The sequence below is a fragment of the Micromonospora sp. WMMC273 genome, from assembly GCF_027460285.1.
Lineage (GTDB): Bacteria > Actinomycetota > Actinomycetes > Mycobacteriales > Micromonosporaceae > Micromonospora > Micromonospora aurantiaca.
On record NZ_JAPZBE010000001.1, the window covers coordinates 1,502,121 to 1,527,838 of the forward strand.

A 25,718-nucleotide genomic window follows, 5' to 3' on the forward strand; every position below is an offset into this window, starting at 1 on the left:
GTGCCCACGGCGTCAGAGGCGGTAGACAAGCGTGCCATCGACTTCCTCCCGGGTGATGCCCAGCCCGTCGACCGGCCGGGTCTCGATGCCCTCCCACGGCGTACCCGCCGCGCGGCTCGGCACCGCGACGACCGACCGCACGCCGATTCCGCGCAGGTACGCCACGCTGCCCGCGTCGGGGAACGTCGCCACGGCGACCCGTGTCTGGGCCTGGGTGACCGGCTCGAAACCGCCGAGCCCGTTGGTGATCCGGGGGAATCCGTCGGTCGACCACAGCATGTAGTTCAGGTCGCCCACCCCGCCGGCGGGCAGCACCAGCATCGGTTCCGGCGCGGTCCGCATCGCCGCCGGTGGCGTCGGCACCACCGGGTGCGGCGTGCGGTTCACGCCCTCCAGCGTGACCAGGGCGAGCGGCACCAGCAGGACCAGCGCCGCCACCGCCCGGGACGCGCGCGCGGCGGCGGGCCGGCGCCACGACTCGGCCAGCGCTGTCACCAGCCCGGCCGCCAGCACGGCGAGCAGCAGGCTGGTCCAGTGCATCATCCGGCCCGGGGTGCGCAACGCGTCCCAGCCCGGCAGGAGGTTTGACAACGTCAGGTAGCCGGGGTCGCCGTCGCCGCCGAGCGTGGCGCCCAGGCCCAGCAGCACGGTGCCGGTCACGCCGAGCCCCAGCGCGACCCGGTGCCGCACCGGGAACGCCGAGACGAACAACCCCGCCGCGGCCAGCCCGATCAGCGTCATGCCGGGCAGCAGTGCCATCTCCGGCGGCCAGGTCAGCTGTTCGCGGGCGGCGGCGTGCCGTTCCCCCCACAACCACGAGTCGCCGGGCGCGGTGATGAACCCGATCAGCGGCGGGGAGAACATCTTCGTCCAGTCCAGCGAGCGGACGGCCTGCGGGTTGAGGTCGACCACGCGCAGGTAGACCAGCCCGAGCAGCAGCGTCACGGTGCCGAACACGGCGCCGCCGGCCAGGTCGGCGATCAGCAGCCGCCGGCCGAACGGTGGCCGCTCCCGCTTGCGCCACCAGGACCAGCCGTAGCAGCCGGCCGCCACCAGCACGGCAGCCAGCAGGAAGTAGACGAGCGGCAGCCCGATGCCGAAGCCGAGCGTGACCTGCCAGGCCGCGACGAGCCACCCGGCCACCGCCCAGCCGGGCTTGCGTCGTTCCGGCCGGTAGCCGTGGCGTAGCGACCAGCCGTGACCGCGGGCCAGCATCGCCAGCGCCAGCGCGATCCCGCCACTGGACAGGATGTTCAGGTGACCGGAGTGCGCCAGCCGCCAGGGCGCGTACGCCCACGCGATCCCGGCGACCGCACCGCCCCAGCGGTTGGCGCCGAGCTGCCGGGCCAGCGCGTACGCCCCGAGGAACGCCAGCGCGTGCAGCAGCACGTAGAGCACGTTGTAGCGGATCACCGCGGCCTCGAAGCCGGAGCCGAGCATACCGAACGGGGCGTACCCGAGCAGGGTGTCGCTGTAGGCGTAGGTGTAGCGCTCCGGATAGAACGTGTTCGAGTTCCAGAGGTTCGCCGGATCGCTTAGCAGGGCGTGCCCGGACCAGGCGACCTGCCACGCCTGCAACGTCGGGTCGCCGAGGTCGCCCGGGATCGTGGTCGCCGGGTGCCGCATCGTCGGCCAGGTCAGCACCACCGCCAGCAGCAGGCTACCCAGGATCGCCAGCGTCCACTCCGGGTTCGGCCGCCACCGGCGCCTGCCGTCCGACGGGCGCTCGTCCGTGGGGCGGTCGTCCGAGGGCCGGTCGGCGGGGGGCTGCGCGGGACCGGTGTCCTCAGCGGTCGGCGGGGCGACGGCGGGCCGGATCTTCATGGGATAGATGCTTCACGATGCTGCTGGTCCTGTCGATCCGCTGTCCGAAATATGGTTGAAACTTCCGGCCCGCCATACCGGAAGGCCGCCTACGCGAACCGGTCGGCGAGCGCCGACAGCTTACTGACGTACGCCGGCCAGTCGTAGCCCTCGGGAACGTTCCGGTTGTCCCGCCCCAGCCCGATCGCCGCGTCGTGCTGCTCACGCATGACATCGGCGTGCCCGGCATGCCGGGCCAGGTCGACGCAGACGTGCACGATGACCTGGTGCAGCGTCACGTCCTGCCGGCCCGGCTGCCACCACGGCACCCGCCCCGGCGCGTCCAGCGGCAGCGTCTCGATCGTCTCGTCCGCGAACGCGCCGACCCGGCGGTACAGGTCGATCAGCCCGTCCTTGGTCTCGTCCTCGCGGGCGTACCAGTCGGCCTGCGGGTCCGCGTCGAACGTCTCGGCGGCGACCAGCTCCGCCGGTGTGGGGAACTCGCGGCCGAACGTGGGCCCGAAGTAGCCGGCCTCGACGTTCAGGCAGTGCTTGAGCACCCCCAGCAGGTTGTTCCCGGTCGCGGTGCGGGGGAGCCGGGCCTCACGTTCGCTCAGCCCGTCGAGCTTCCAGATCAGGTTCTCCCGGATCGCGCGCAGGTAGTGGTGCAGCGCTGCCTTCGGGTCGTACGGCTCACTCATGCCCGACACTCTTCCGCATGGGTCGGACATCGTGGGGGCGCCGTCAGCCGGTCTGGCTGTTGTCCTTGTGCGCGCCCCACCCGTGCCAGCGCTCGATCTCGATCCAGGCGCTGACCCGGGCGCGGTCCCGCCGGGGGTACGGCTTCCCGGTGTAGTGCTGCGAGATCCGGTCGATGTCCGCCAGGCCCTCGTCGTCGCGCAGCTCGACCACCCGCCCGATCAGGCTGACGTGGGTGTACCAGTTCCCCTCGTCCAGCACGGTCAGGGAGACCCGGGGATCGCTGCGCAGGTGTGCCAGCCGGCGGCGGCCCTCGTCCATGTTCACCAGGACGCGGCCGTCCTCCCACAGGTACCAGGTGGCCGCGGACACCGGCTGGCCGTCGCGCAGCGTGGCGATGACGGCGGGATTCGGCTTGCCCAGCATGGCGACGGCGGGCTCGGGCAGCGGCGGCTTCGACATGGCTCTCACTCTACGTACCCGCCGGGCCCGCCGCTGGTCATGCGGCGGGCGCCGCCCGGACGGGCTCCCCGGCGGTGTCGCCCGCCGGGGAGCCCGTCGCACGCCGGTCAGGCGCGTGCGCTCCACTGCTGGTTGGTGCCGCCGTGGCAGTCCCAGAGGTTGATCCTGGTCCCGTTGGCGGTGCCGTAGCCGGCCGCGTCCAGGCAGCGCCCGGACTGGACGCCGCTGATCGTGCCGTTGGCGTTGAGGTTCCACTGCTGGTTGGGCTGGCCGTTGCAGTCCCAGATGATCACGCTGGTGCCGTTCGCGGTGCCCCGCCCGCTCGCGTCGAGGCACTTGTTGCCGAGCACCTGCAACTGCTTGGCCGAGGTGTAGGTCCAGCGCTGCATGGTGCCGCCCCAGCAGTCGTACAGCTGCACGGCGGTGCCGTTCGTGGTGCTGCCGTTCGGCACGTCCAGGCACCGGCCCGAGCCGGCGCCGACGAGCTGCACGTTCTGGTACGTGCCGCCGCTGCTGCCTGGGGTGCCGATGCTGCCGGACACCGACTGCAACGCGCGGTACCAGACCGCGGCCATCTTGTCGTAGCCGGTGGCGGTCGGGTGGATGCCGTCGATCAGGTCGGCGGTGGTCAGCGCCGAGTACTGGTCGACCAGGTGGACCCGCTTGCCGGCGTTCACCTTCGACTGCACGATGCCGGGCAGCGCGGCGTTGAACGTGCGCACCGCCGCCGCCTGGCCGGAGTTGGCGAGCGGGATGATCTGCGCGACGAACACGTCCGCGTTCGGCGCCGTGGTGGTGATGCGGTCGATGAGCGAGGAGAGCCGGTTGGGCGCCGTCGAGACGTTGTAGTTCTGCAGGATGTCGTTGGTGCCGATGTGCAGCAGCACGGTGCGCGGCTGGTAGGCGTTCAGCCAGCCGGTGATGTTGGCGTCGATCTGGTCGATGCGCCAGCCGGGGTGGCCCTCGTGGTCGTGGTCGCCGAGGTTGCCCGGCCCGTTGAACTGGGAGCCGACCAGGTCGACCCGGTAGCCGCCGCCGGCCAGCCGCTGCCACAGGCCGATCCGGTAGCCGCCCGGCACCTGGGTGCCCTCGGTGATGGAGTCACCGAGCGGCATCACCCGGGTGCCGCCGTTGGACTCGGCGACCGCCGGGCCGGCGGGCGTGAGCACACCGGCGGCCAGCAGGGCCAGCGCGGCGCCCGCGGTGAGCCATCTCCTCACTGTCGTACGCATGAACGCTCCTCTCACGGGCTGGTGCAGGTCAGGGACGGGGTGGACGGGGAGCCGTCGGCGATGAAACCGAACGTGGTCGAGCCGGACGCGGGCACCGAGCCGTTGTACGCCGCGTTACGGACGGTCGCCGTGGATCCGCTGGTGCTCAGCGTGCCGCTCCAGACCTGGCTGATGCTCTGGCCACCGGCGAGGTTCCACCGCACCGACCAGCCGTTGAGTGCCGCGGCGCCGGCGGTGACCGTCACCTCGGCCTGGAAACCGCCGGACCAGGAGTTGGTGGTGCGGTAGGTGGCGGTGCAGGCGCCGCCGGTCGGCGGCGGCGTGCTGGGCGGCGGGGGAGAGGAGGGCGGCGGGGTCGACGGCGGGACCGGCGGCGGGGTGCCGCTGAGGCTGGAGGTGAACCACCAGTGGTCGATGTTGAACAGCGAGCCGCTGCCGCCGGTGAACCGCAGGTAGAGGTCGTGGGTGCCGGTGGCACCGCTGACCGGGCAGCTCGGGTTGGTCCACGTCTGCCAGTCGCCGGTGGGGGTCACCTGACAGGTGCCCACCAGCGGGCCGGTCACGCTGTCCAGGCGCAGCTCGATTGACCCCCCGCTACCGGCCGAGGCCACCATCGCGGTGAACTTGGTCGCGCCGGCGCCGAAGGCCACGCCCTTGACCTTGATGTAGTCCCCGTTGTCGATGTAGCCGACGTTCCGCCCGCCCAGGGAGGACGCCTCGGTCTCCACTCCCTGCCCCCAGGCCATCGTCTCGGCCTCCTGCCGGGCGTACGGGTCCAGGGTGCCGACCTGCGGGGCGCCGGTGGTGGTCATGTTGATCGTGGGGATCGAGCCGTCCGCGCCGTAGGAGAACTTCTCCACCGCCACCGACCTGGTGAAACCGCCGCCGCCGGGCAACGCGCCGTTGTGGTAGAAGAAGTACGAGTTGCCCTTGAAGTCGATGATCCCGGGGTGATTGGTGAAGCTGCTGCCCTGGGTCGGCATGATCGTCCCGCGGTACGTCCACGGGCCCAGCGGCCCGGGCGCGGTCGAGTAGGCGACGAACTCGGAGCAGCACTTGGCCGCGAACGCCATGTAGTAGAGGCCGTTGCGCTTGTACACCCACGGCCCCTCCTCGTAGAGGGTGGGCCGGTTCGCGTCACCGGTCCGTGCCCCGAAGCCCGCTGTGGTCAGCGGGATCTGCGTCGGGCTGCCCGAGTACGAGATCATGTCCGCGTTCAGCTTCACGTACCACAGGCGCGGGTTGCCCCAGTACAGGTACGCCTGACCGTCGTCGTCGATGAACACGGTCGGGTCGATCTCGCCGTTGCTCACCAGCGGACGCCCGATGGCGTCGCGGAACGGGCCGGTGGGGCTGTCCGCCACCGCCACCCCGATGCCCATCTGGCCGGTGGCCCGCACGACCATCGGCACGTACCAGTAGAACTTGCCGTTGCGGTGGACCGCCTGGCCGGCCCACGCGTCCTGCTTGGCCCAGCTGAACGTGGCGAGGCTGAGCGGCGATCCGTGGTCGGTCCAGTTGACCATGTCGTCGGACGAGAAGACCCGCCACTCCTTCATGGTGAACCAGGTCGAGTTGTCCTCGTCGTGGCCGGTGTACAGGTAGACCCGGTTGTTGTACACGAGCGGGGCCGGGTCGGCCGTGTAGATGGTCTGCACGATCGGGTTGTCCGCCCGGGCGACGGTCGGGCTCAGCCCGCCGGCGACGACCGGGGCCAGCCCGAGCAGGGCGAGCATGGTCACGGCCAGCGCGAGCCATCGTCTGGTCCGGCGGTCGGGTCTCCATAGCGTTGAGTTCACAGGTCATCTCCCCGGTAGGCCGCACCGCGGCGGATGGGTACGGTCGGCGAAGGTCGGGCCGTCACGCCCGGCTCCACTTCTGGCTGCTGCCGCCGGTGCAGGCGGACAGGACGATCGGGGTGGCGTTGCCGGTCCCGCCGCCGTTCGGGCTCAGGCACAGTCCGGACTGGACGCCGGTGATCGTGCCGTCGGTGTTGACGTTCCACTGCTGGTTGGCACCGCCGTTGCAGTCCCAGATGATGACCCGGGTGCCGGACGAGGTGCTTTGTCCCTCGGCGTCGAGGCACTTGGTGCCGTACACCTGGAGCTGTCGGCCGGAGGTCGTCGTCCACTGCTGGTTGGTGCCGCCGTTGCACTCCCACAACGTCGTCTGGGTGCCGTTTGTCTGGGACTGGTTCGGCACGTCCAGGCAGCGGCTCGAGTTGGGGTTGAGCCACGCGCCGCTCGTACCCCCGGGGTTGCCGCCCGGGCCGGCGACGACCGACAGGTTGTCGAACTGGGCGGTCTCGCCCTGGCTGGTGCCGAAGCCGACCTGGCCGGTGCCGAACGTGGAGTCGGTGACCGTGCCGACGGTCGTGCCGTCGATGGTGGCGGTGATGGTGGTGCCGGAGAAGCCCAGCGCGAGGCTGTGCCAGCGGCCGGTGCCCAGCGCCGCGACGTTTCCGCTGCGCAGCGTGGCGAGCTGCCCGGCGGTGTTGTTGCGCAGGATCGACCACGAGCCGGAGTCGGTGACCCGCAGGAAGTAGCCGTTGTACCGGCCGATCGGGTCGAGGTTCGTGGTGCCGACGCGGCCCTGGATCTGGGCGTAGCCGGACTGTTCGAGCAGGACGTCGGCGGAGACGGTGTAGTTGCCCCAGCTCAGGTTGCCGCCGTAGGTGGCCGGGTCGGCGAGGGTCTTCCAGGTGATCGGCGCCTGCGCGGACATCTGCCGCAGGCACATGCCGGCCCGGCCGCCACCGCAGCCGACGGTCTCGAACGCGCCCTGCATGTCCTGGAGGTACTTCGGTATCCGACCGGCGGCGTACCCGTCGAAGTCGTCGCGGTACGGCAGGCCGAGCGAGCCCTGGGCCGGGCTGGTGGCGGTGCCCTTGCCCTGCCCGGTGGTCGTGGTGACGGTGTAGAGGTGTCCGGGCTGGACGGTGAGCGAGAACGAACCGCCCGACGGGGTGATGTCCGCGCCGCGGACGAAGAAGTCGTTCGGGTTCGTCGAGTTCAGGTTCGTGGACCAGACGTGCACCTGGCCGGTGGAGAGCCCGCCGGTGACGTTCATTGTGAGCTGCTGCGCCGATGTGGCGTCCACGGTCTCGATGACGGTGCTGTAGTCGCCGCCGGTGGGGGAGCGCAGCGACACGTAGCTGCCGTTGTTGCGGTTGCCGCCCAGGTAGCCCGAGGACGAGTCGAGGTAGCGCCAGCCGGGCGCGGTGAACTGGGTGGTGTGCGCGAGCGCCCAGGTGTTCTTGCCGACCGAGTACCAGCCGGACCAGGGCTGGTTGGCCAGGATCAGCCCGACCGTGGACCAGGGCAGGTTCGGTGTGATCGCGGCGATCAGGTCCCAGTTGAGGTAGGCGACCATCCGGCCGTCGATGTAGCCGCGGTTGATGCCGCGTGCGAGCGGCTTGGCGCCGTCGTTGTAGTCCTGCGAGCCGCCCTCGCTGTTCCACAGCGTCTTGCCGGTGCTGGTGGCGGTGGACGAGACGGTGCACGTGGTCTGCGCGCTCAGGTAGCCGCACGGGTAGTGGCCGCTGAGCACGTCGATGCTGTTGCGCAGCGTGGTGTTGCTGGCGACGGCGTTCGCCGGGCCCCAGCTGCCCGGGTAGTCGTCCCCGTAGATGATCTTCACACCGCTGTAACCGTTGGCGTTCAGCGCCTGACGCAGGCTGATGGTCCAGTTCGCGTCGGTCCGCTTCTCGTTCTGGGCGGCGGTGATGTAGTCCATGGTGAGGTTGTGCTGCCGCGCGCAGCCCAGCCAGTCCACGAAGTAGTTGATCATGTCCTGGGACATGAAGTTTCCGTTGCCGATCCACCCGGGAGCACCCCAGGGCAGCGCCGCCAGCTTGATGGCGGGGTTGCGTGCCTTGGCCTGCTCCATGATCCACCACTGGTAGCCACGGTTGCAGTTCAGGTCGCCCCGGACGTGCTCGTGGCTCGGCTCCGAGCCGCTGGTGGAGTTGGTGTCGCCGCCCATCTCCACCTTGAGGATCTGCAGCGCGGCGCCGTAGCCGGGCTTGAACAGGTAGTCCAGGATCTGCCCGCGTTGCGGCTCCGGATAGTCGATCAGCAGCCGGCTGTTGCCGCCGCCGCCGCTGACCACGCCGACCCCGTCGAACGTCTGGCCGCCGGAGGCGCCGTTGACGGTGATCGTGGTGGCCGCCTGCGCGGGGGTCGCGGCGAGGGTCAGGCCGCCGCCGGTGGCGGCCAGGGCGAGAACCAGGGCGGGTATGACGAGACGTGGTGGCCCGGATCGGGCGGGCCGGGGACGGGGGATCACCATGACGGCTCCTCGGGTACGCGCGACCGTCCGGCCGGCGGGGCCGGGTGTCGCGAGTTGTGGATGGCCGTCGGTGTAAACGCTAACAAGAGTCGCGCTGCGGTCCCGAGGTGGTGGTGGCGATGGCCTGCGGGATTGCAAATGTTAGCGCAAACATCGACCAGGGTTAATTAGAGCACATCCCGGCGTCCGACGGGACCTCACGTTGTCCCGACTGGTGCCGGGCCGGGGGCGGCGCGGTGCCACCCCACGGCCCGGCTCCCCGTGCGGGGATCGGCGCCCGGCCCGGTCAGGGGCTGGTGCAGCTGACGCCGCTGGGTGCGGTGGCGCCGTTTCCGGTGGCGGTGAACCCGAACGTCGTCGAGCCGTTCGCGCCGACAGTGCCGTTGTAGTCGGCGTTGCGGACCGACACCGAGCCGGTGGTGCCGGTGTTGACGCCGTTCCAGAGGCTGCTGATCGCCTGGCCGGAGGCCAGGGTCAGGCGTACGGTCCAGCCGTTGAGCGTGGTGGCGCCGTTGTTCGCCACCGTGACCTCGGCCTGGTAGCCGCCCGGCCAGGTGTTCACGGTCCGGTAGGTCGCGGTGCACGCGCCCGGCTCACCCGGCGGCGGCGTCGTGACCGGCGGGGTCGTGGGCGGTGCGGTGGTGACCGGCGGCGTGGTCGGCGGCACGGTGGTCGGCGGCGCCGTGGTCGGCGGCGTGGTGGACGCGAACTGGCTGAAGAACCGCCAGATCTCCCCCGACGTCCAGGTCCGGGAGTCGTTCGGGCTGGACGACCCGTCGACCGGGCTGGGGGTGTGGTCGCCGTCGAACGCGGCCCACTGCACCGGGTAGCCCTCGCGGCAGCCGGAGTACGTGGTGGTGATGTGGGTGAGGCTGCCCCGGCTCGGCTCGCGCGGGCTCTGCGCGGTGCAGCCGTTGTTGCGGACGAACGTGTCGCGCAGCGACCGGCCCATGGAGATGTTCAGGACGCTGTCGTAGATGCCGTGGATGCCGAAGTAGGCGACCGGCTGGGTGCCGCCGTTGCAGCCGCTGAGGTTGGCGCCGGAGATCACGGTGACCGCGCGGACGACGTTGGGCCGGGCGCAGGCCACCGCGTAGCTCATCGCGCCGCCGTAGCTCCAGCCGAGCGCGAACCGCTGGCTGGTGTCGACGCAGAGGTCGTTCTCGATCTGCCGGGAGATGTCGTCGAACAGCGTCAGGTCCCGGCCGTTGGTGTTGGCCCAGCCGTTGTCGATGCCCTGCGGCGCGACGAAGATCGTGCTGTTGTTCGACAGCGGCAGCAGGCCGTAGTAGCCGGCCGAGGCGACGTTGTTCGCCGAGCCGTTCAGCCAGTGGAACCCGAAGATCAGCCGGTACGGGCGGTTGCGGTCGTACCCGTCCGGGATGCGCAGGATGTAGCTGCGGTTCTGGCCGCCGCTGGAGATGGTGCGCGTACCGCTGGACAGCGTCGGGGCCTTGCCGCAGCCGGCGGTCGCGGCGAGCGTGCCGTTTGTCGACGCCTGCGCCGTCTCGCCGAAGCCGGCGCTGAGCGCGCCGCCGGCCGCCGCCGCGAGGAGCACTGCCGCGGCGGCGATGGAGGAGAGGAGGGATGTTCGTTTCGCCATTGCTGGACTCCTTGCCCTGGGTGGTGGTGCAGGCCGAACCGTCCGTCGATGCCGACGTCGCCTGCGAAGAGGGCGCGGAGCCGCGCGTGCGGCCGGGGCCGAAGTCGTCCGTTGGCCGCCTGCGTCGGCGTGCATCGGCGGAGCGGCCCGGACTGGTCACCGACCGGCGCGGCGGCGAGGACGGTGCCTCGGGTCGCTTTGCCGGTTGCGGGGGTGACGGGGAGCGTGCCCTTCGCTCCCGTGCCGGAACATAGCAGGTTATCGATAACATGTTCAACCGGCCGGGTCCGGGGGAATGTCGGGCGGACCGCCGGGTGAGCGCTCACAGGAGCGCGCGGGCGAGGTCGGCCTCGGCGAGCCCGAGCCGCCGGTACGCGGTGGAGCGACCCGGGTGTCCCTCCCGGGTCATCGGGCTTCTTCCAGCCCGGTTCGATCTCCCGTGCGTAACGGTTCGGTGAACTTGCGTGAACGCTTTCAGCGGGGTCGTCCCGCACTTCGGGAGCACCCTGATGTCACGGCGCGGCCGTGTTCGGTGAACACCGTTCACCCTATTGTTCACTCGTGCCTAATCCGGTAGAACACCAGGTAGGTCCGCAGCTCGGGCCATTCGCCTCGTGCTTCTAGGAGGGCTTCTCATGGCTCGTTCACCCCGTCCGGGCGCCTCCTCGCCCGCGCTCTCCCGCCGCGGCGTCCTGCAGTTGGGTGGCAGCGTCGCGCTCCTGTTCGCCACCGGTGCCTGCGCCGCGGACAGCGGCAACAAGTCGACCGACGGCAAGTCCGGCGGCGCCTCCGCCAAGACGCTGCGCATCGCCGTCTCCAGCTACCTGTCGAGCTGGGACCAGGACTTCGTCGGCTTCGACCTGACCGCGTTGATGCTCTACAAGAACGTCTTCCCGTACCTGATCGACTACGGGGTCACAAACGCCGGTGGCAGCCAGATCCTCGACACCCAGAACATCACCCCGACGTTCGCCGAGTCGTTCGAGCCGGACTCCGAGCAGAAGGTGTGGACGCTCAAGCTGCGCCGCGGCGTGAAGTTCGCCAGCGGCAACGAGATGAAGGCCGCCGACGTGAAGTGGTCGAAGGACCGCGCGTTCGCCGCCCAGGCCAACGTCGCCGGCGTCTACCGCACCATCGGCCTCACCAGCGCCGACCAGGTCAAGGTCGTCGACGACTACACGGTCGAGTTCCACCAGGCGTTCCCGAGCGCTCTGACCCGGCAGATCCAGGCGATCTCGCTGTACGTCTTCGACTCCGTCGAGGCCAAGAAGCGCGCCAGCGCCAGCGACCCCTGGGCCAAGGAGTGGTTCGCGAAGAACCCGCCGACCGGCGGCTACTTCAACGTCGCCAAGGCCACCCAGGGCCAGGAGATCGAACTCAGCGCGAACACCGGCTACCCGGGCCCGGACCCGGCCAGGACGCCGACCATCCGGATCTCCGTGGTGCCGGCCGCGTCCAACCAACGCCTCCAGCTCCAGGCCGGTGACATCGACATCGCCCTGGGCATCAGCCAGCGCGACATCCAGGACCTGAAGAAGGCCCCGGGCATCAAGGTCATCTCGGCGGCCAGCAACCGCCAGGTCGCCATCCAGATGTCGGTCACCGCGGCGCCGTTCAACGACGTGAACGTCCGGAAGGCGCTCGCGTACGCGGTGCCCTACGAGCAGATCATCAACAACGTGTACGGCGGCGACGCCCGCGCGGCCAAGAGCCCGGTCCCGCTGGACATGCCCGGCTACGACGAGAGCGGCTACCCGTTCACCTACGACCTGGACAAGGCCAAGGCCGCCATGGCCGCCGCCGGCCGGGCATCGCTCGACTCCGAGCTGGTCTTCGAGGCCGACAACGAGGAGCAGCAGAAGATCGCCGTCCAGGTGCAGAGCGAGGCGGCCAAGGCCGGCATCCGGCTCAAGCTGACCCCGCTGGACCCGGCCACGCTCGGCGAGCGGCGGACCAAGAAGAACATCCCGCTCCAGATCACCTCCGGGCAGCTCTGGGTGGACGACGTCGAGTACATGCTGGCGACCAGCTTCGTCAAGGGCGCCAACCTCAACTACTCGAACTACAGCAACCCGGAGATCGAGCAGATCTACGAGAAGTCGCACACCACTGTCGACACGGCCGCCCGCAACGCGCTGTGGAAGCGGGTCCAGGAGATCCTCGCCGCCGACGTGCCGTGGGTGGTCATCTGCCAGCCCAACTTCAATCTGCCCGTCCGGGAGTCCGTCGCCGGCTGGGTGCAGCCGATGGACGGCCTCGCCCGCCTGCGCTACCTGAGCGCATCGGCCTAGGGACACCACCCACCCATGCGTATCTTCCGCTTCGTCGTCAGGCGACTGCTCCAGCTGATCCCCGTTCTGCTCGGAGTGGTCGTCCTGGCCTTCCTCCTGGTCCGGGTACTGCCGGGCGATCCGGTCCGCAGCATCCTCGGGCAGAACGCCACCGAGGAGGACGCCGCCGCCGCACGGGCCCGCTTCGGGCTGGACCAGTCCCTGTGGCAGCAGTTCCTCGACTACCTCGGCGGGCTGCTCACCGGTGACTTCGGGACGTCGATCCAGAGCGGCAGCTCCGTGGGCTCGGAGATGGCGCTGCGGGTGGGTCCGACCCTGGAACTCGTCGTCATCTCGGTGAGCATCGCGCTCGTGGTGGCGACCGTGCTGGGCATCTGGTCGGCCAAGCGGGCCAACCGGGCCGGCGACCACAGCGTCCGGATCTTCGCGCTGGTCGGCAACTCCGTACCGGAGTTCTGGCTCGGCCTGGTGCTGGTGCTCGTCGGCTACAGCATCCTCGGTTGGTTCCCGGCGCCGAACGGCCGCGTCGACCCGGACACCGGCCTGACCCCGCTCACCGGCGCCGACCTCGTCGACGCCGTCCTCACCGCCAACGGGCCGGCGATCGCCTCGGCCGCGGCGTACCTGGTGCTGCCGGTGCTGACCCTCGTGGTCGGCGTGGTCGCCCCGCTGCTGCGCAGCGTCCGGGCCTCCGCGCTCGAGGTGCTGCACTCGGAGTCGTACGCCGCGGCGAAGGCGCACGGGCTGCGCGACCGCACGCTGCACTACGGCTACCTGCTGCGGGCGACGCTGGTCCGGCTGCCGTCGCTGGCCGCGCTGGTCTTCGGCACGGCGATCGGCTCCACCGTGCTCGTTGAGTACGTGTACTCGTGGCAGGGCTTCGGCCAGTGGGCCCTGCGCGGCCTGCTCTACCGGGACTACCCGGTCGTGCAGGCGTCGGTGCTGGTCATCGCGCTGTGCTACGTGCTGGTCTTCCTCATCGCCGACGTGGTCCACGCGATCCTCGACCCGAGAGTGAGGCTCTGATGGCCGAGCTGCGAACCGTCCCCGACGGTCCCGCCGCCGCGCCGGTGGTCGTGCCCGGCGGCGACCGGGACAGCCGTTTCGCCCGCCGCATGATCATCGCCGGGGCGAGCATCCTGTCGGTGGTCGCGCTGCTGGCGGTGTTCGCGCCGCTGCTGAGCCAGTGGGGCGAGACCGAGATCGACGCGGCGAACACGCTCGTCGCGCCGGGCGGCAGCCACCTGCTCGGCACCGACGGCAACGGCATGGACATCTGGAGCCGGGTGCTCCACGCCGCCCGGCTCGACCTGGGCATCGCGCTGGCCGCCGTGGCGCTCGCGGTGGTCGTCGGCACGCTGCTGGGCCTGGTCGCCGGCTACTTCGGCGGCTGGCTCGACGACGTGCTGATGCGGGTGGTCGACATCTTCCAGTCGTTCCCCACGTTCATCCTGGCGCTCGCGGTGGCCGCGCTGCTCGGCAACGGCACCATCAACCTGATCATCACGATCGCGGCGGTGAACGCGCCGGCGTACGCCCGGCTGGTCCGCGCCGAGGTGCGGTCGCTGCGGGAACTGCCGTTCGTGGACGCCGCGATCACCTCCGGGGCGTCGCCGGTCGGCGTGCTCTGGCGGCACCTGCTGCCCAACAGCCTCACGCCGGTCCGGGTGATCGCGCCGCTGAACTGCGGCTGGGCCATGCTCACCCTGGCCGGGCTCTCCTTCCTCGGCCTGGGCGTGAGCATCCCCGAGGCGGAGTGGGGCGCCATGATCAGCCTGGGTGCCGCGGACGTGGTCGGCGGCCGGTGGTGGACCTCGGTCCCGCCCGGCCTGGCCCTGTTCGTCTGCGTCCTGGGGTTCAGCCTGCTCGGCGAAGGCCTGCAGGACCGCGCCAACGCGAAGCGGCGGTGACCATGCTGTCGATCGAGAACCTCTCCGTGACGATCCGCCGGCCCGGCCGGCAGGTCGCAGCGCTCAGCGGCGTCAGCTTCGCCGTCCGGCCCGGCGAGGTCGTCGGCCTGGTCGGCGAGAGCGGCGGCGGCAAGAGCATGGTGGCCCGCGCCATCGTCGGGCTGCTGCCCGGCGGCTCGCACGCCACCGGGCGGGTGCGCTTCGGCGACTCGGACGTGCTGCGCATGGACGACACCGCGCTCGCCGCCCACCGCGGCCGGGGGGTGGCGATCTGCTTCCAGAACCCGCGCGGCGCGCTCAGTCCCACCCGCACCATCGGCAAGCAGCTCGTCGACCGGCTCGCCACCCACCAGGAGATGTCCGGCGAGCGGGCCCGCGAGGCGGCGCGCGAGCTGTTCGAGGCGGTCGGCATCCGCAGCCCGCAGCGGCGGCTCGACGCGTACGCCCACGAGCTGTCCGGCGGCATGGCCCAGCGCGTGATGATCTCGCTGGCCACCGGCTGCGCGCCGGAGCTGCTGATCGCCGACGAGCCGACCACCGGCCTCGACGTGACGCTGACCCGGGAGATCCTGCGCCAGTTCCGGCACGCCGCCGACACCGACGGCCGGGGCGTCCTGCTGATCTCGCACGACCTGGCGTCCATCGCGGAGGTCTGCGACCGGGTGGTGGTGCTCTACGCCGGCACCGTGGTGGAGAGCGGACCGGCCGCGCAGGTGCTGCGGGAGCCCGCCCACCCGTACACCCGGGCGCTGCTGCGTTCGGTGCCGGACGTCGGCGGCCGGCCGGTCGTCGCCACCCCCGGCGCCATGCCGCTGCTGACGCAGGCGCCGCACAACTGCCCGTTCGTCGCCCGGTGCGCGCACGCCGACGGCACCTGCTCGTCCCGGCGCCCGGCCACCGTGCCGGTGCCCGGCGGCGGCGAGTGGTCACTCGCCTGCTTCCACCCGCAGACCCGGCCGCTGGACGCCGACGTGCCGCGGGCGGCGCACACGCCGGCCGCGTCCGGCGTGGTCGCGGCCGGCACCGACCCGAAGCCGGCGGTGCTGGAGATCGAGGATGCGCACGTCGTCTATCGCAGCCGGTTCGGATCCGGCGGGCACCACGCGCTGCGCGGCGTCACGCTCCGGCTCGGGCCGGGCGAGACGCTCGGCGTGGTGGGCGAGAGCGGCTGCGGCAAGAGCACCCTCGCGAAGCTCGTGATGGGCCTGGTCGCGCCCACGTCCGGCACCGTCACGGTCGCCGGGCAGACGCTGGTCAAGCAGCCGGGCCGCCCCCGCCCGCGCGGCCGGGCGCTGCGCCGGGCCCGGACCCGGGCGCAGCTCGTGTTCCAGGACCCGATCGGCTCGCTCAGCCCACGCCGTCCCGTCGGCGACTCCATCGCCGAGCCGCTGCGCGCCGCGGGCCTGTCCCCGGCGCAGCGGGAGGCGCGCGTCACCGCCGTGCTGGACCGGATGGAGCTGGACCGGTCGATCCTCCAGCGCTACCCGCACGAGCTGTCCGGCGGCCAGGCGCAACGCATCGGCATCGCCCGCGCGCTGGTCGGCGAGCCGGACCTGATCGTCTTCGACGAGCCGACGTCGGCGCTGGACGTCACCGTCCAGGCGCAGATCCTCGACGTGATCGCCGACGTGGCCGCCGACGCGGACCGCGCCTCGGTGTTCATCTCCCACGACCTGGCCACGGTGCGCGGGTTCGCCGACCGCGTCGTGGTGCTCTACCTCGGCCGGGTCGTCGAGGAAGGACCGGTGGACGTCGTCTTCGACACGCCCCGGCATCCCTACACCCGCGCGCTGCTGGGCAGCGCCCCCCGCCTCGGCGGGACGACCGGGTCCGACGGCGAGGCCGTCGAGCTGGTCAAGGACCTGGAGGAAGCCGACGCCGCGACCGGGTGCCCGCTGGCCGCCCGGTGCCCGTTCGTCACCGACCGGTGCCGATCGGAGCAGCAGGAGCTTCAGTCGTACGGCGAGAGCCGGGCCGCCTGCTGGCGCGTTCCCGAGCTTCCCGCCCTCATCGGAAGGCAGGCTGTCACGCCATGACCCGTCGCCCCATCCGGCTCGCCGTCGACATCGGCGGGACCTTCGTGGACGCCATGGAACTGGACACGCGCACCAACCGGGTCCGCTTCCGCAAGGCGGCGACGACCCCGGCCCGGCCCGCGGACGGTGTCCTCAACGCGATCACCGCGCTCGGCACCGACCTGTCCGAGGTGGAGCTGTTCATCCACGGCACCACCCTCGGCCTCAACGCGGTGCTGGAGCGTCGTGGTGGCCGTACCGGCATCATCACCAACGAGGGCTTCCGGGACATCTTCCTGATCGGCCGCGGCAACGTGCCGTCCGACCACATGTACGACTTCCAGTACCAGCGGCCGGAGAGCCTGGTGCAGCGCCGCTTCACCGCCGGTGTGCGGGGCCGCCTCGACTACCGGGGACGCGTGGTGGAGCCGCTGGACCCGGACAGCGTCCGGGAGGCCGCCCGCACGCTCGTGGTGGACCAGCAGGTCACCTCGATCGCCATCTGCTTCCTGCACTCGTTCCTCGACCCGAGCCACGAGCGGGAGGCCGCGCGCCTCATCCACGAGGAGTTCCCCGAGGTCAGCCTGTCGCTGTCGACAGACATCGTGCGCGAGTACCGGGAGTACGAGCGCACCAGCACCACGGTGCTGGAGGCGTACATCCGGCCGATCTTCGAGCGGTACGTGGACGAGCTGGAGTCCGGCCTGGCCGAGCGCGGCTTCGCCGGGCGCTTCCTGATCATGCGCTCCGGTGGCGGCTCGATGACCAGCGCGGTCGCCAAGACCGCCCCCACGCACACCGTGCTGTCCGGCCCGGCCGGCGGCATCGTCGGCGCCGCCTACGTCGCCTCCGAGCTGGGCCGGGACAACGTGCTCACGTTCGACATCGGCGGCACCTCGCTGGACGCCTGCGTGATCGAGCGCGGCAACCCGGTCGCCGCGTACGAGGCCCAGCTGGAGCACTTCCCGCTGCTCATCCCGACGTACGACATCCGTACCATCGGCGCCGGCGGCGGCTCGATCGCCTGGCTGGACCACGGCCTGCTCAAGGTCGGTCCGCAGAGCGCCGGCGCCGACCCCGGCCCGGTCTGCTACGGCCGGGGCGGCGCCAGGCCGACTGTGACCGACGCGGCGGTGGTGCTCGGCTACATGGACCCGGACCGGTTCCTCGCCGGCACCATGGGCCTGCGCGACGCCGAGGCGCGCGCCGCGATCCAGGAGCAGCTGGCCGATCCGCTCGGCCTGAGCGTGGAGAACGCGGCGGCGGGCGTGTTCGACGTGCTGCTGGCCCGCACCGTCGGCGCGGTCCGGCAGATCACCGTCGAGCGGGGGCACGACCCCCGGCAGTTCGCGCTGCTCGCGTTCGGCGGGGCCGGCCCGCTGCTGGCGCCGCTGCTGGCCCGGGAGATGGGCATCGGCGAGGTGGTCGTGCCGTTCGCGCCGTCCGGCTTCTCCGCCTGGGGCATGCTCTCGGCCGACATCGTCAACGACTTCAGCCGTACCGTGATGGCCACGCTCGACGACGCCGACCTGTCGGAGCTGGAGCAGCTGTTCAAGGCCGTCGAGGCCGAAGCGGTCGCGTCGCTGGTGGCGCAGGGCGTGCCGGCCGGTGAGGCGGTGCTGGAGCGGCAGTTCGAGCTGCGCTACCTGGGCCAGGAGCACAGCCTGATGGTCACCGTCGGGCGTGAGCTGGACCGCGACGCCGTCCGCGCCGCGTTCGACGAGACGCACCGCACCCGGTACGGCCACACCATGGGCAACCCGCTCCAGATCCTCAACCTGCGGGTGCGCGGCATCGGGCGCACCGACCGGCCGGCGCTGGAGACCCTGCCGCGCGGCGACGGCGACCCGTCGCAGGCGCTGCTGGCGCACCGCGACGCGTACGACTTCGGGCAGCACGCGGTGGTGCCGTTCGCGGTCTACGACCGGGCCCGCCTGGAGCCGGGCGACACCTTCGACGGACCGGCGCTGGTCGACGAGGGCACCTCGACCACAGTGGTGCCCAGCGGTCAGCGGGTCACCGTCGACGACCACGGATACCTGCTCGTCACCCTGGAGGAAGCCGCATGAGCACGCTGGACGGAGCCCAGGTCGAGGTCGTCCGCAGCTATCTGCTGTCCGCCGCGGAGGAGATGCGGGCCACCCTCATCCGTACCTCGTTCAACCCGGTCATCTACGAGGTGCACGACTTCGGCCTGTCGATGTACGACGCCGACCTGCGGCTGGTCGCCGAGGCCACCGGGCTGACGTTCTTCCTCGGCGCGAACGACTTCTCGCTGCGCAAGGGCGTGGAGTACGTGGGCCGGGAGAACCTGCACCGCGGCGACGTGGTGCTGCTCAACTACCCGTACTGGAACGCGGCGCACGCGTACGACGCGACGCTGTTCGCGCCGGTGTTCCGGCCGGACGAGGCGGACCCGGACGCGGACGGCGAGCTGGTCGGCTTCCTCTGCGTCCGCGCGCACTGGATGGACCTGGGCGCCAAGGACCCGGGCTACGTGCTCGACTCGACCGACATGCACCAGGAGGGGCTCATCTTCCCGGGCACCAAGGTCGTGTCCCGGGGCGTGCCGGTGCGCGAGATCCACGAGCTGATCCGCTTCAACTCGCGGATGCCCGACGCGGTGCTCGGTGACCTGCACGCGCAGATCGCCGCGCTGCGTACCGGCGAGCGCCGGATGCTGGAGATCATCGAGAAGTTCGGCCGGGCCACCGTCGACCAGGCGATCGACCGGATCATCGCCGACGGTGAGGCCCGCGCCCGGGCGGCGCTGGCCACGCTGCCGCAGGGCACCTGGACCGCCGAGGACTGGGTGGACGACGACGGCATCACCGACGACCCGGTGAAGATGCGCGTCACGGTGACGATCGACGACGGGCGCTTCATCGTCGACTTCGCCGGCTCGGCCCCGGCCACCCGTGGCCCGATCAACATGCCGTTCGGGGCGACCGAGGCGATCTGCAAGGTCGTGCTGAAGTCGCTGACGTCGCGGGACGAGCCGTCGAACGCCGGCACCGTGGCGCCGCTGGAGGTGCGGGCCGAGCCGGGCAGCCTGTTCCATGCCGTCTACCCGCAGCCCACGTTCACGCTCTGGACCGGCATCGTCGCGGTGGAGCTGATCCTCAAGGCGCTGGCGCAGGGCATGCCGGACCGGCTGCCCGCGTCCTCCGGCGGCGACGTGCCCGGGTTCATGATGGTCGGCCTGCACCCGGACACCGGCAAGATGTTCGCGGTCAGCAACAACGACCTGGTGGGCTGGGGTGGCACCGCGCAGCACGACGGCATGGACGCGGCCACGCACGTCTCCGGCAGCACCGGCCGGGGCACCCCGATCGAGGTCATGGAGGCCAAGACCGGGATGTTCTTCGAGCGCTGGGAGATCCGCGCGGACTCCGGCGGCGCGGGCCGGTTCCGGGGCGGCTGCGGCCTGCGGCGCGACATCCGCTTCCTGACCCCGGGCGAGTTCCTCACCGTCATCAAGAAGACAAAGAGCGCACCGTGGGCGCTCGACGGCGGCGAGCAGCCGGAGCCGAACCAGATCGTCGTGTTCCCGGGCACCGACCGCGAGCACCGGGTGAGCACCAAGCGCACCGTGGTGGCGGCGGGCGACCGGGTCACCCTGCTGACCGCCGGTGGCGGCGGGCACGGCGACCCGCGCGGCCGCGACCCCGAGGCGGTGCGGCGGGACGTGGCCGAGGGGTACGTCTCCCGGGAGGCGGCCCGGGACGTCTACGGAGTGGACGTCGATGGGTGAGCCGACGGTCGACGGGGCAACCGTCGAGGTCGTCCGTAGCCATCTCGTCTCGGCCGCCGAGGAGATGCGGGCCGCGCTGGTGCGCACCGCGTTCAACCCGGTGATCTACGAGGTGTACGACTTCGGCATCTCCGTCTACGACCGGCGGTTGCGGCTGGTCGCGGAGTCCACGGGGTTGTCCCGTTTCCTCGGCGCCAACGACTACTCGCTGCGCAAGGGCGTCGAGTACGTCGGCGTGGAGAATCTGCACCGCGGCGACGTGGTGCTGCTCAACTACCCGTACTGGAACGCGGCGCACACGTACGACGCGACGATGTTCGCGCCGGTCGTGCTGCCGGACAGCGAGGAGCTGATCGGTTTCCTGTGCATCCGGGCGCACTGGATGGACCTGGGCGCCAAGGATCCCGGTTACGTGCTCGACTCCACGGACATGCACCAGGAGGGGATCATCTTCCCCGGCACGAAGGTGTACGCCAGGGGCGAGCCGGTGCCGGAGATCCACGAGCTGATCCGGTTCAACTCGCGGATGCCGGAACTCGTGCTCGGCGACCTCAACGCGCAGATCGCCGCGCTGCGGACCGGCGAGCGGCGGGTGACCGAGCTGTACCGCCACTACGGCCCCGCAGTGGTCGACGCGGTGGTCGACCGGGTGATCGACGCCGCCGCGCAGCGCGCCGGGGAGGCGGTCGCCGCGTTGCCGCAGGGCACCTGGACCGCCGAGGACTGGCTCGACGACGACGGCGTCACCGACGACCCGATCCGGATGCGGGTCACCGTCACCGTCGCCGACGGCGCGTTCACAGTGGACTTCGCCGGGTCGTCCCCGGCGGTGCCCGGGCCGGTGAACCTGCCGCTGGGCGCCACGATCGCCACCTGCCGGGTCGCGTTCAAGGGCGTCACCACGCCGCATGAGCAGACCAACGCCGGGCACTTCGCGCCGCTGCGGGTACGCGCCGAGCCCGGCACGCTGTTCCACGCGCAGTACCCGGCCGCCACGTTCACCCAGTGGACCGGCACCGTCGCGCTGGAGTTGATCCTCAAGGCGCTGGCGCAGGGCATGCCGGACCGGCTGGCCGCGTCGTCCGGCGGCGACGTGCCCGGGTTCATGATGGTCGGCCGGCACCCGGACACCGGCGACATGTTCGCGGTCAGCAACAACGACCCGGTCGGCTGGGGCGGCACACCCCGGCACGACGGCATCGGACCGGCGAACCACCTGTGCCAGACCCAGGCGCGCAACACGCCCGTGGAGGTGCTGGAGTCGAGGACCGGGATGTTCTTCGAGCGCCTGGAGATCCGCACCGACTCCGGTGGCGCCGGCCGGTTCCGGGGCGGCTGCGGCCTGCGGCGGGACATCCGGTTCGTGACGCCGGGCGAGTTCCTGACGGTGATCAAGAAGACGAAGAGCGCGCCGTGGGCGCTGGCCGGCGGCGAGCAGCCGGAGCCGAACCAGGTGGTCGTCTTCCCGGGCACGGACCGGGAGCACCGGGTGAGCACACGGCGTACCGCGGTGGCGGTGGGGGATCGGGTGACGTTGCTGACCGCCGGTGGCGGCGGGCACGGTGACCCGAGGAGTCGGGATCCGGAGGCGGTGCGACGGGACGTGGCCGAGGGCTACGTCTCCGCGCGGGCCGCCCGAGACGTTTATGGAGTGATCGCGTGAGTGCCGCCTATTCGCCCGAGCAGCCGAGCGTGCTGCTCGGCAACTGCACAGTGCTCGACGCCCGCGTGGTGGACGGTATGACGCCCGTGACCGGCGCCGGGGTGTGGGTCCGGGGTGACCGGATCGCCGCCGTCGGGCCGTACGCCGAGGTGGCCGAGCAGGCGCGGGCCGCCGGCCGGCTGACCGAGGTGGACCTCGACGGCGCGTACCTGACGCCCGGTCTGGTAAACATGCACACCCACTTCTCGCTGTCGCTGCCCGGCTCCGCCGGCGAGGGCGTCAAGGGGATGGGCGCGTACGACCTCGCCCACTACATGGCCGACGGGGCGCGGCGCACGCTGCACTCCGGCGTGACCACAGTGCGCTGCGTGGCGGAGAAGGACCACGCCGACTTCGCGTTGCGGCGGGCGATCAACGCCGGGCGCGTGCCGGGTCCGCGCATCTACACCGCCGGCCGGGCGCTGGTGTGCACCGGCGGGCACGGCCACGAGAGCAACGACACGCTCGAGTGCGACGGCCCGGTGGGCTTCCGCCACGGCGTCCGCAGCCAGATCAAGGCGGGCGCGGACCTGATCAAGGTGATGATCTCGGGCGGCATCGCCGGTGAGCACGAGAGCATCCACACGCCCCAGTTGTTCGCCGACGAGATGAGCGCGGTGATCGAGACCGCGCACGCGTGGGGCCGCAAGGTGACAGCGCACGCCGGACCGGCCGACGTGATCGGCGCGGCCGTGGAGCTGGGACTGGACTGCGTGGAGCACGGCTACCAGCTCACTCCGCAGGTCGCGGCGCGGATGGCCGAGCGCGGCACCGCGCTCGTGCCGACGCTGCTGGTGACCCGGTGCAAGGAGTTCTTCGACGAGCTGGGCGTGCCGGAGTGGATGCAGTGCCGGTCGCTCGGCGCCGGCCCCCGGCACCTGGAGAGCTTCGACATGGCGATCGCCGCCGGGGTGGAGGTGCTGCTCGGCAGCGACATGCCCCCGTTCTGGGAGTTCGAGGGCACCACCGCCTCGATCCGGGAGCTGGAGTACATGTCCGAGCGGATCGGCACCGCGCGGGCCATCCACGCCGGCACGCTCGGCCCGATCCGGTGGCTCGGCGCGGAGTCCGACCTCGGCACCGTCGAGGCCGGCAAGCTCGCCGACCTGATCGCGACCGACGCCGACCCGCTGGCCGACACCTCGGCGTTCCGGGACGTGCGGTGGGTGATGAAGGGCGGGCAGATCGCCCGCGACGACCGGAACCAGGAGGAGACGCGATGACGTTCGCGGACTCAGGCGCCGCGGCGATCGCCGCCGGCATCGACGACATGTACGACGCGTTCCTCGCCGGGGACCAGCAGCGGTTCGACACGCACCTGGACCCGGACGTGACCACCTGGGAGACGCACCTGCCCGGGCCGCTGCGGACCCGGGCCGAGCTGGACGAGTACCGCGCCCGGCGGGACGCCGCGGGGCGGCGGCCCCGGCTGGCGGTGCTCGCCGCGCGGGACAAGCGCATCGACGTGTGGGACGACTTCGGCGTGGCCCGGTACGAGCTGGTCGCGCAGCTCGGCCCGGACGACGAGCCGGAGATCACCCGGGTCACCGACGTGGTGCGCCGGATCGACGGCCGCTGGGTGATCGTGCACCACCACGCCGAGCTGGTCCGGGAACCGGTGGGCGCGGCGTGATCCGGCGGCTGGTCGCCGGGCGGACCGGCGAGCCGGCGGACGTGCTGTCGGTCGCCGAGCTGCCCGAAGACCCGCCGCCCGGCCCCGGTGAGGTACGGCTGGCCGTCCGTACGGTGGGGCTGAACTTCCTGGACGTCATGCTCTGCCGGGGCGAGTACCCGGTGCGGCCGGACCCGCCGATGACACCCGGGGTGGAGGCGGCCGGCCGGGTCGTCGCCGCCGGGGCCGGGGCCGAGCACCTGCTGGGTCAGGAGGTGCTCGCCTGCCCGGCGCTGCCGCGCGGCGCGCTCGGCAGCACCGTGACGGTGGATGCCGCGGTGGTGGTGCCGCGACCGCCCACTGTCGACGCGGTCACCGCGGCGGCGCTGCCCGTCACCTACCAGACCGCCTGGTTCGCGCTGGAACGAGCCGGTCTCACCGCCGGGCAGACGGTGCTTGTGCACGCGGGCGCCGGTGGGGTGGGCATCGCCGCGATCCAGCTCGCCGTCGCCCGCGGCGCGCGGGTCCTGGCCACCGCGGGCGGCCCCGCCAAGACCGCGATCTGCCGCGACCACGGCGCCCAGGTGGCGATCGACTACACGGCGGACGACTTCGTGCCCGCCGTGCGCGCGGCCACCGGCGGACGTGGCGTGGACGTCGTGGTGGACCCGGTGGGCGGCGACGTGTTCGCCCGCTCCTGGGAGTGCCTGGCGTTCGAGGGCCGCCTGGTGGCGGTGGGCGCGGCCGGTGGCGCGCCGCCGCCTGTCGACCCGCTGCGACTGATGGCGGCGAACGCGACGCTCGTCGGTCTGTCCTGGGGCTCGCAGTACCCGTGGCAGCGCGCGTCGGCCGTCGAGGCGGCCTACCAGGAGCTGTTCGACATGTGCGCCTCCGGCGCGGTTCGACCGCCGGTCAGCCGCGTCGTGTCGCTGGACGAGACGCCCGCGGCGCTCACCGAACTGGCCGAACGCCGGACCACCGGCAAGATCATCGTACGGATCGACGAGGGGGAGGGACCGTGAGCGACAGCGACGGCGACATGGAGATCTACGACCTGAAGGTCACAGTCGACCGGATCGAGGGCCGGTCGGTGTGCGGCATGGCCGTGGGCGACCACTTCGAACTGACCAACAGCGCGCACCTGCGGCTGCCCGAGGGAAAGCACTTCTGCGTGTACGCGCTCGCCTCGGTGCTGCCCTTCCTCGCCGCCAAGCAGCGTGACCTGGCGCCGGGGGACTGGCTGGCCCAGGACTCCCACTTCATCTGCCCCGATCCGGAGGAGCGGCTCGTCATGAAGGTGGAACGGACCTGCCGGCGCACGATGAACTCGGCGGACCTGACATGACCGTCGAGATCGGGCTCGGCCTGCAGAGCGACAAGCCGGCCGGCGCCTACGCCCGGCTGGCCCGCGCCGCCGAGGCGCACGGCTTCGACGTGCTCACCGTCTTCGGTGACCTGATGTACCAGCCGCCGATCTTCCCGCTGCTGGAGATGGCACAGGCGACCGAACGGGTACGCCTCGGCGCGGCCTGCCTGAACCCGTACTCGATGGCGCCGTACGAGATCGCCGGTCAGATCGCCGCCCTGGACCTGGCCTCGCACGGGCGTGCCTACCTGGGTCTGGCCCGCGGGACCTGGCTGGGCGCTGTCGGCCTGCCGCAGCCGCGGCCGCTGACCACCATCGAGGAGGCCGTCCAGGTCGTCTACCGCCTGCTGCGCGGCGACCGCAGCGGCTTCACCGGGAAGGTCTTCACGCTCGCCCCCGGCACCGCGCTGCGCTACGACGTGCAGCGGCCCGACCCGCCGCTGCTGCTCGGCGCGTGGGGCCCGCAGGGCGCGGCGCTGGCCGGGCGGATCGCCGACGAGATCAAGGTGGGCGGCAGCGCCAACCCGGACATGGTCCCGGTGATCCGCGAGCGGCTGCGGACCGGCGCGGAGAAGGCCGGCCGCGACGTCGCGGACGTCGGCATCGTGCTCGGTGCGGTGACTGTCGTCGACACCGACGGCGAGGCGGCCCGCGCCAAGGCCCGCACCGAGGTCGCCATGTACCTGGCGGTGGTGGCCGAGCTGGACCCGACCGTCGTGATGCCCGACGACCTGGTCAAGCGCGTCGGCGAGCTGGTCGACGCGGGCGAGGACGAGGCGGCGGGCCGGCTGATCCCGGACGACGTGCTCGACCGGTTCGCCTTCTCCGGCACGCCGAAGCAGGTCGCCGCGCAGGCTCAGGCGCTCATCGACGCGGGCGTGCGCCGGGTCGAGTTCGGTACGCCGCACGGCCTCACCGACGAGCGCGGCGTGGACCTGCTCGGCTCGGCCGTCCTGCCGCTGCTGCGGAGGTGAGTCAG

The 25,718-nt window shown here is 71.8% G+C and carries 19 protein-coding genes; 12 read left to right on the top strand and 7 right to left on the bottom strand.

Going from position 1 to position 25,718, the window contains the following annotated elements; all coding sequences use genetic code 11:
- Positions 1–12: 12 nt before the first annotated feature.
- From O7611_RS07220 to O7611_RS07250, 7 genes are all read right to left on the bottom strand, one after another.
- Entirely contained in the window at positions 13–1,824 is a 1,812-nt protein-coding gene (locus tag O7611_RS07220) for a hypothetical protein (protein ID WP_194800786.1), read from the bottom strand.
- 89 nt (positions 1,825–1,913) lie between these two features.
- Positions 1,914–2,504, bottom strand: a complete 591-nt coding sequence (locus O7611_RS07225) for a DinB family protein (protein WP_194800787.1) — start codon at positions 2,502–2,504, stop codon at positions 1,914–1,916.
- Between the two features lie 43 nt (positions 2,505–2,547).
- Positions 2,548–2,964 (bottom strand): PPOX class F420-dependent oxidoreductase, encoded by a 417-nt coding sequence (locus tag O7611_RS07230; RefSeq protein ID WP_194800788.1) that lies wholly within the window; start codon positions 2,962–2,964, stop codon positions 2,548–2,550.
- A 107-nt stretch (positions 2,965–3,071) separates the two neighbouring features.
- Positions 3,072–4,196: a ricin-type beta-trefoil lectin domain protein gene (locus O7611_RS07235; protein WP_194800789.1), complete on the bottom strand. Its 1,125-nt coding sequence runs from the start codon at positions 4,194–4,196 to the stop codon at positions 3,072–3,074.
- Between the two features lie 11 nt (positions 4,197–4,207).
- Positions 4,208–5,932, bottom strand: coding sequence for a family 43 glycosylhydrolase (locus O7611_RS07240; protein WP_194801036.1), 1,725 nt, complete (start codon positions 5,930–5,932; stop codon positions 4,208–4,210).
- 124 nt (positions 5,933–6,056) lie between these two features.
- Positions 6,057–8,486: a ricin-type beta-trefoil lectin domain protein gene (locus O7611_RS07245; protein ID WP_269696443.1), complete on the bottom strand. Its 2,430-nt coding sequence runs from the start codon at positions 8,484–8,486 to the stop codon at positions 6,057–6,059.
- Between the two features lie 286 nt (positions 8,487–8,772).
- Positions 8,773–10,089 carry a cellulose binding domain-containing protein gene (locus tag O7611_RS07250; RefSeq protein WP_194800791.1) on the bottom strand — a complete coding sequence of 439 codons (1,317 nt, stop codon included), beginning with the start codon at positions 10,087–10,089 and terminating at the stop codon, positions 8,773–8,775.
- A 635-nt stretch (positions 10,090–10,724) separates the two neighbouring features.
- On the opposite strand from O7611_RS07250, the gene O7611_RS07255 reads away from it, so the two are divergent.
- From O7611_RS07255 to O7611_RS07310, 12 genes are read left to right on the top strand one after another with little or no spacing between them, the layout of a single operon-like run.
- Positions 10,725–12,380: an ABC transporter substrate-binding protein gene (locus O7611_RS07255; protein ID WP_194800792.1), complete on the top strand. Its 1,656-nt coding sequence runs from the start codon at positions 10,725–10,727 to the stop codon at positions 12,378–12,380.
- Positions 12,381–12,395: 15 nt separating this feature from the next.
- Positions 12,396–13,406, top strand: coding sequence for an ABC transporter permease (locus O7611_RS07260; RefSeq protein WP_013285149.1), 1,011 nt, complete (start codon positions 12,396–12,398; stop codon positions 13,404–13,406).
- Complete coding sequence (locus O7611_RS07265) at positions 13,406–14,290, top strand: ABC transporter permease (protein ID WP_194800793.1); 885 nt, start codon at positions 13,406–13,408, stop codon at positions 14,288–14,290. Before O7611_RS07260 ends, O7611_RS07265 begins: the two co-directional genes overlap by 1 nt.
- 2 nt (positions 14,291–14,292) lie before the next feature.
- The gene (locus tag O7611_RS07270) at positions 14,293–16,326 is read left to right on the top strand and encodes an ABC transporter ATP-binding protein (RefSeq protein ID WP_194801037.1); all 2,034 of its coding nucleotides are present in this window, start codon (positions 14,293–14,295) and stop codon (positions 16,324–16,326) included.
- Positions 16,323–18,374, top strand: a complete 2,052-nt coding sequence (locus O7611_RS07275) for a hydantoinase/oxoprolinase family protein (protein ID WP_194800794.1) — start codon at positions 16,323–16,325, stop codon at positions 18,372–18,374. Before O7611_RS07270 ends, O7611_RS07275 begins: the two co-directional genes overlap by 4 nt.
- On the top strand, positions 18,371–20,059 hold the full coding sequence (locus O7611_RS07280) for a hydantoinase B/oxoprolinase family protein (RefSeq protein WP_194800795.1): 1,689 nt from the start codon (positions 18,371–18,373) through the stop codon (positions 20,057–20,059). Before O7611_RS07275 ends, O7611_RS07280 begins: the two co-directional genes overlap by 4 nt.
- Positions 20,052–21,722 (top strand): hydantoinase B/oxoprolinase family protein, encoded by a 1,671-nt coding sequence (locus tag O7611_RS07285; protein ID WP_194800796.1) that lies wholly within the window; start codon positions 20,052–20,054, stop codon positions 21,720–21,722. The genes O7611_RS07280 and O7611_RS07285 overlap by 8 nt, the downstream gene beginning before the upstream one ends.
- Positions 21,719–22,984: an amidohydrolase family protein gene (locus O7611_RS07290; RefSeq protein WP_194800797.1), complete on the top strand. Its 1,266-nt coding sequence runs from the start codon at positions 21,719–21,721 to the stop codon at positions 22,982–22,984. The genes O7611_RS07285 and O7611_RS07290 overlap by 4 nt, the downstream gene beginning before the upstream one ends.
- Entirely contained in the window at positions 22,981–23,394 is a 414-nt protein-coding gene (locus O7611_RS07295; RefSeq protein ID WP_269696444.1) for a nuclear transport factor 2 family protein, read from the top strand. Before O7611_RS07290 ends, O7611_RS07295 begins: the two co-directional genes overlap by 4 nt.
- Positions 23,391–24,395 (top strand): zinc-binding dehydrogenase, encoded by a 1,005-nt coding sequence (locus tag O7611_RS07300; protein ID WP_269696445.1) that lies wholly within the window; start codon positions 23,391–23,393, stop codon positions 24,393–24,395. The genes O7611_RS07295 and O7611_RS07300 overlap by 4 nt, the downstream gene beginning before the upstream one ends.
- Positions 24,392–24,718, top strand: a complete 327-nt coding sequence (locus O7611_RS07305) for a TIGR04076 family protein (protein ID WP_151500654.1) — start codon at positions 24,392–24,394, stop codon at positions 24,716–24,718. Before O7611_RS07300 ends, O7611_RS07305 begins: the two co-directional genes overlap by 4 nt.
- Complete coding sequence (locus O7611_RS07310) at positions 24,715–25,713, top strand: LLM class flavin-dependent oxidoreductase (RefSeq protein ID WP_269696446.1); 999 nt, start codon at positions 24,715–24,717, stop codon at positions 25,711–25,713. The genes O7611_RS07305 and O7611_RS07310 overlap by 4 nt, the downstream gene beginning before the upstream one ends.
- Positions 25,714–25,718 lie beyond the last annotated feature (5 nt).

Bases quoted from the DNA above. Each gene is read 5' to 3' on its own strand.
- O7611_RS07220 (WP_194800786.1), bottom strand. From the start codon at position 1,824: ATGAAGATCCGGCCCGCCGTCGCCCCGCCGACCGCTGAGGACACCGGT.
- O7611_RS07225 (WP_194800787.1), bottom strand. From the start codon at position 2,504: ATGAGTGAGCCGTACGACCCGAAGGCAGCGCTGCACCACTACCTGCGC.
- O7611_RS07230 (WP_194800788.1), bottom strand. From the start codon at position 2,964: ATGTCGAAGCCGCCGCTGCCCGAGCCCGCCGTCGCCATGCTGGGCAAG.
- O7611_RS07235 (WP_194800789.1), bottom strand. From the start codon at position 4,196: ATGCGTACGACAGTGAGGAGATGGCTCACCGCGGGCGCCGCGCTGGCC.
- O7611_RS07240 (WP_194801036.1), bottom strand. From the start codon at position 5,932: ATGCTCGCCCTGCTCGGGCTGGCCCCGGTCGTCGCCGGCGGGCTGAGC.
- O7611_RS07245 (WP_269696443.1), bottom strand. From the start codon at position 8,486: ATGGTGATCCCCCGTCCCCGGCCCGCCCGATCCGGGCCACCACGTCTC.
- O7611_RS07250 (WP_194800791.1), bottom strand. From the start codon at position 10,089: ATGGCGAAACGAACATCCCTCCTCTCCTCCATCGCCGCCGCGGCAGTG.
- O7611_RS07255 (WP_194800792.1), top strand. From the start codon at position 10,725: ATGGCTCGTTCACCCCGTCCGGGCGCCTCCTCGCCCGCGCTCTCCCGC.
- O7611_RS07260 (WP_013285149.1), top strand. From the start codon at position 12,396: ATGCGTATCTTCCGCTTCGTCGTCAGGCGACTGCTCCAGCTGATCCCC.
- O7611_RS07265 (WP_194800793.1), top strand. From the start codon at position 13,406: ATGGCCGAGCTGCGAACCGTCCCCGACGGTCCCGCCGCCGCGCCGGTG.
- O7611_RS07270 (WP_194801037.1), top strand. From the start codon at position 14,293: ATGCTGTCGATCGAGAACCTCTCCGTGACGATCCGCCGGCCCGGCCGG.
- O7611_RS07275 (WP_194800794.1), top strand. From the start codon at position 16,323: ATGACCCGTCGCCCCATCCGGCTCGCCGTCGACATCGGCGGGACCTTC.
- O7611_RS07280 (WP_194800795.1), top strand. From the start codon at position 18,371: ATGAGCACGCTGGACGGAGCCCAGGTCGAGGTCGTCCGCAGCTATCTG.
- O7611_RS07285 (WP_194800796.1), top strand. From the start codon at position 20,052: ATGGGTGAGCCGACGGTCGACGGGGCAACCGTCGAGGTCGTCCGTAGC.
- O7611_RS07295 (WP_269696444.1), top strand. From the start codon at position 22,981: ATGACGTTCGCGGACTCAGGCGCCGCGGCGATCGCCGCCGGCATCGAC.
- O7611_RS07310 (WP_269696446.1), top strand. From the start codon at position 24,715: ATGACCGTCGAGATCGGGCTCGGCCTGCAGAGCGACAAGCCGGCCGGC.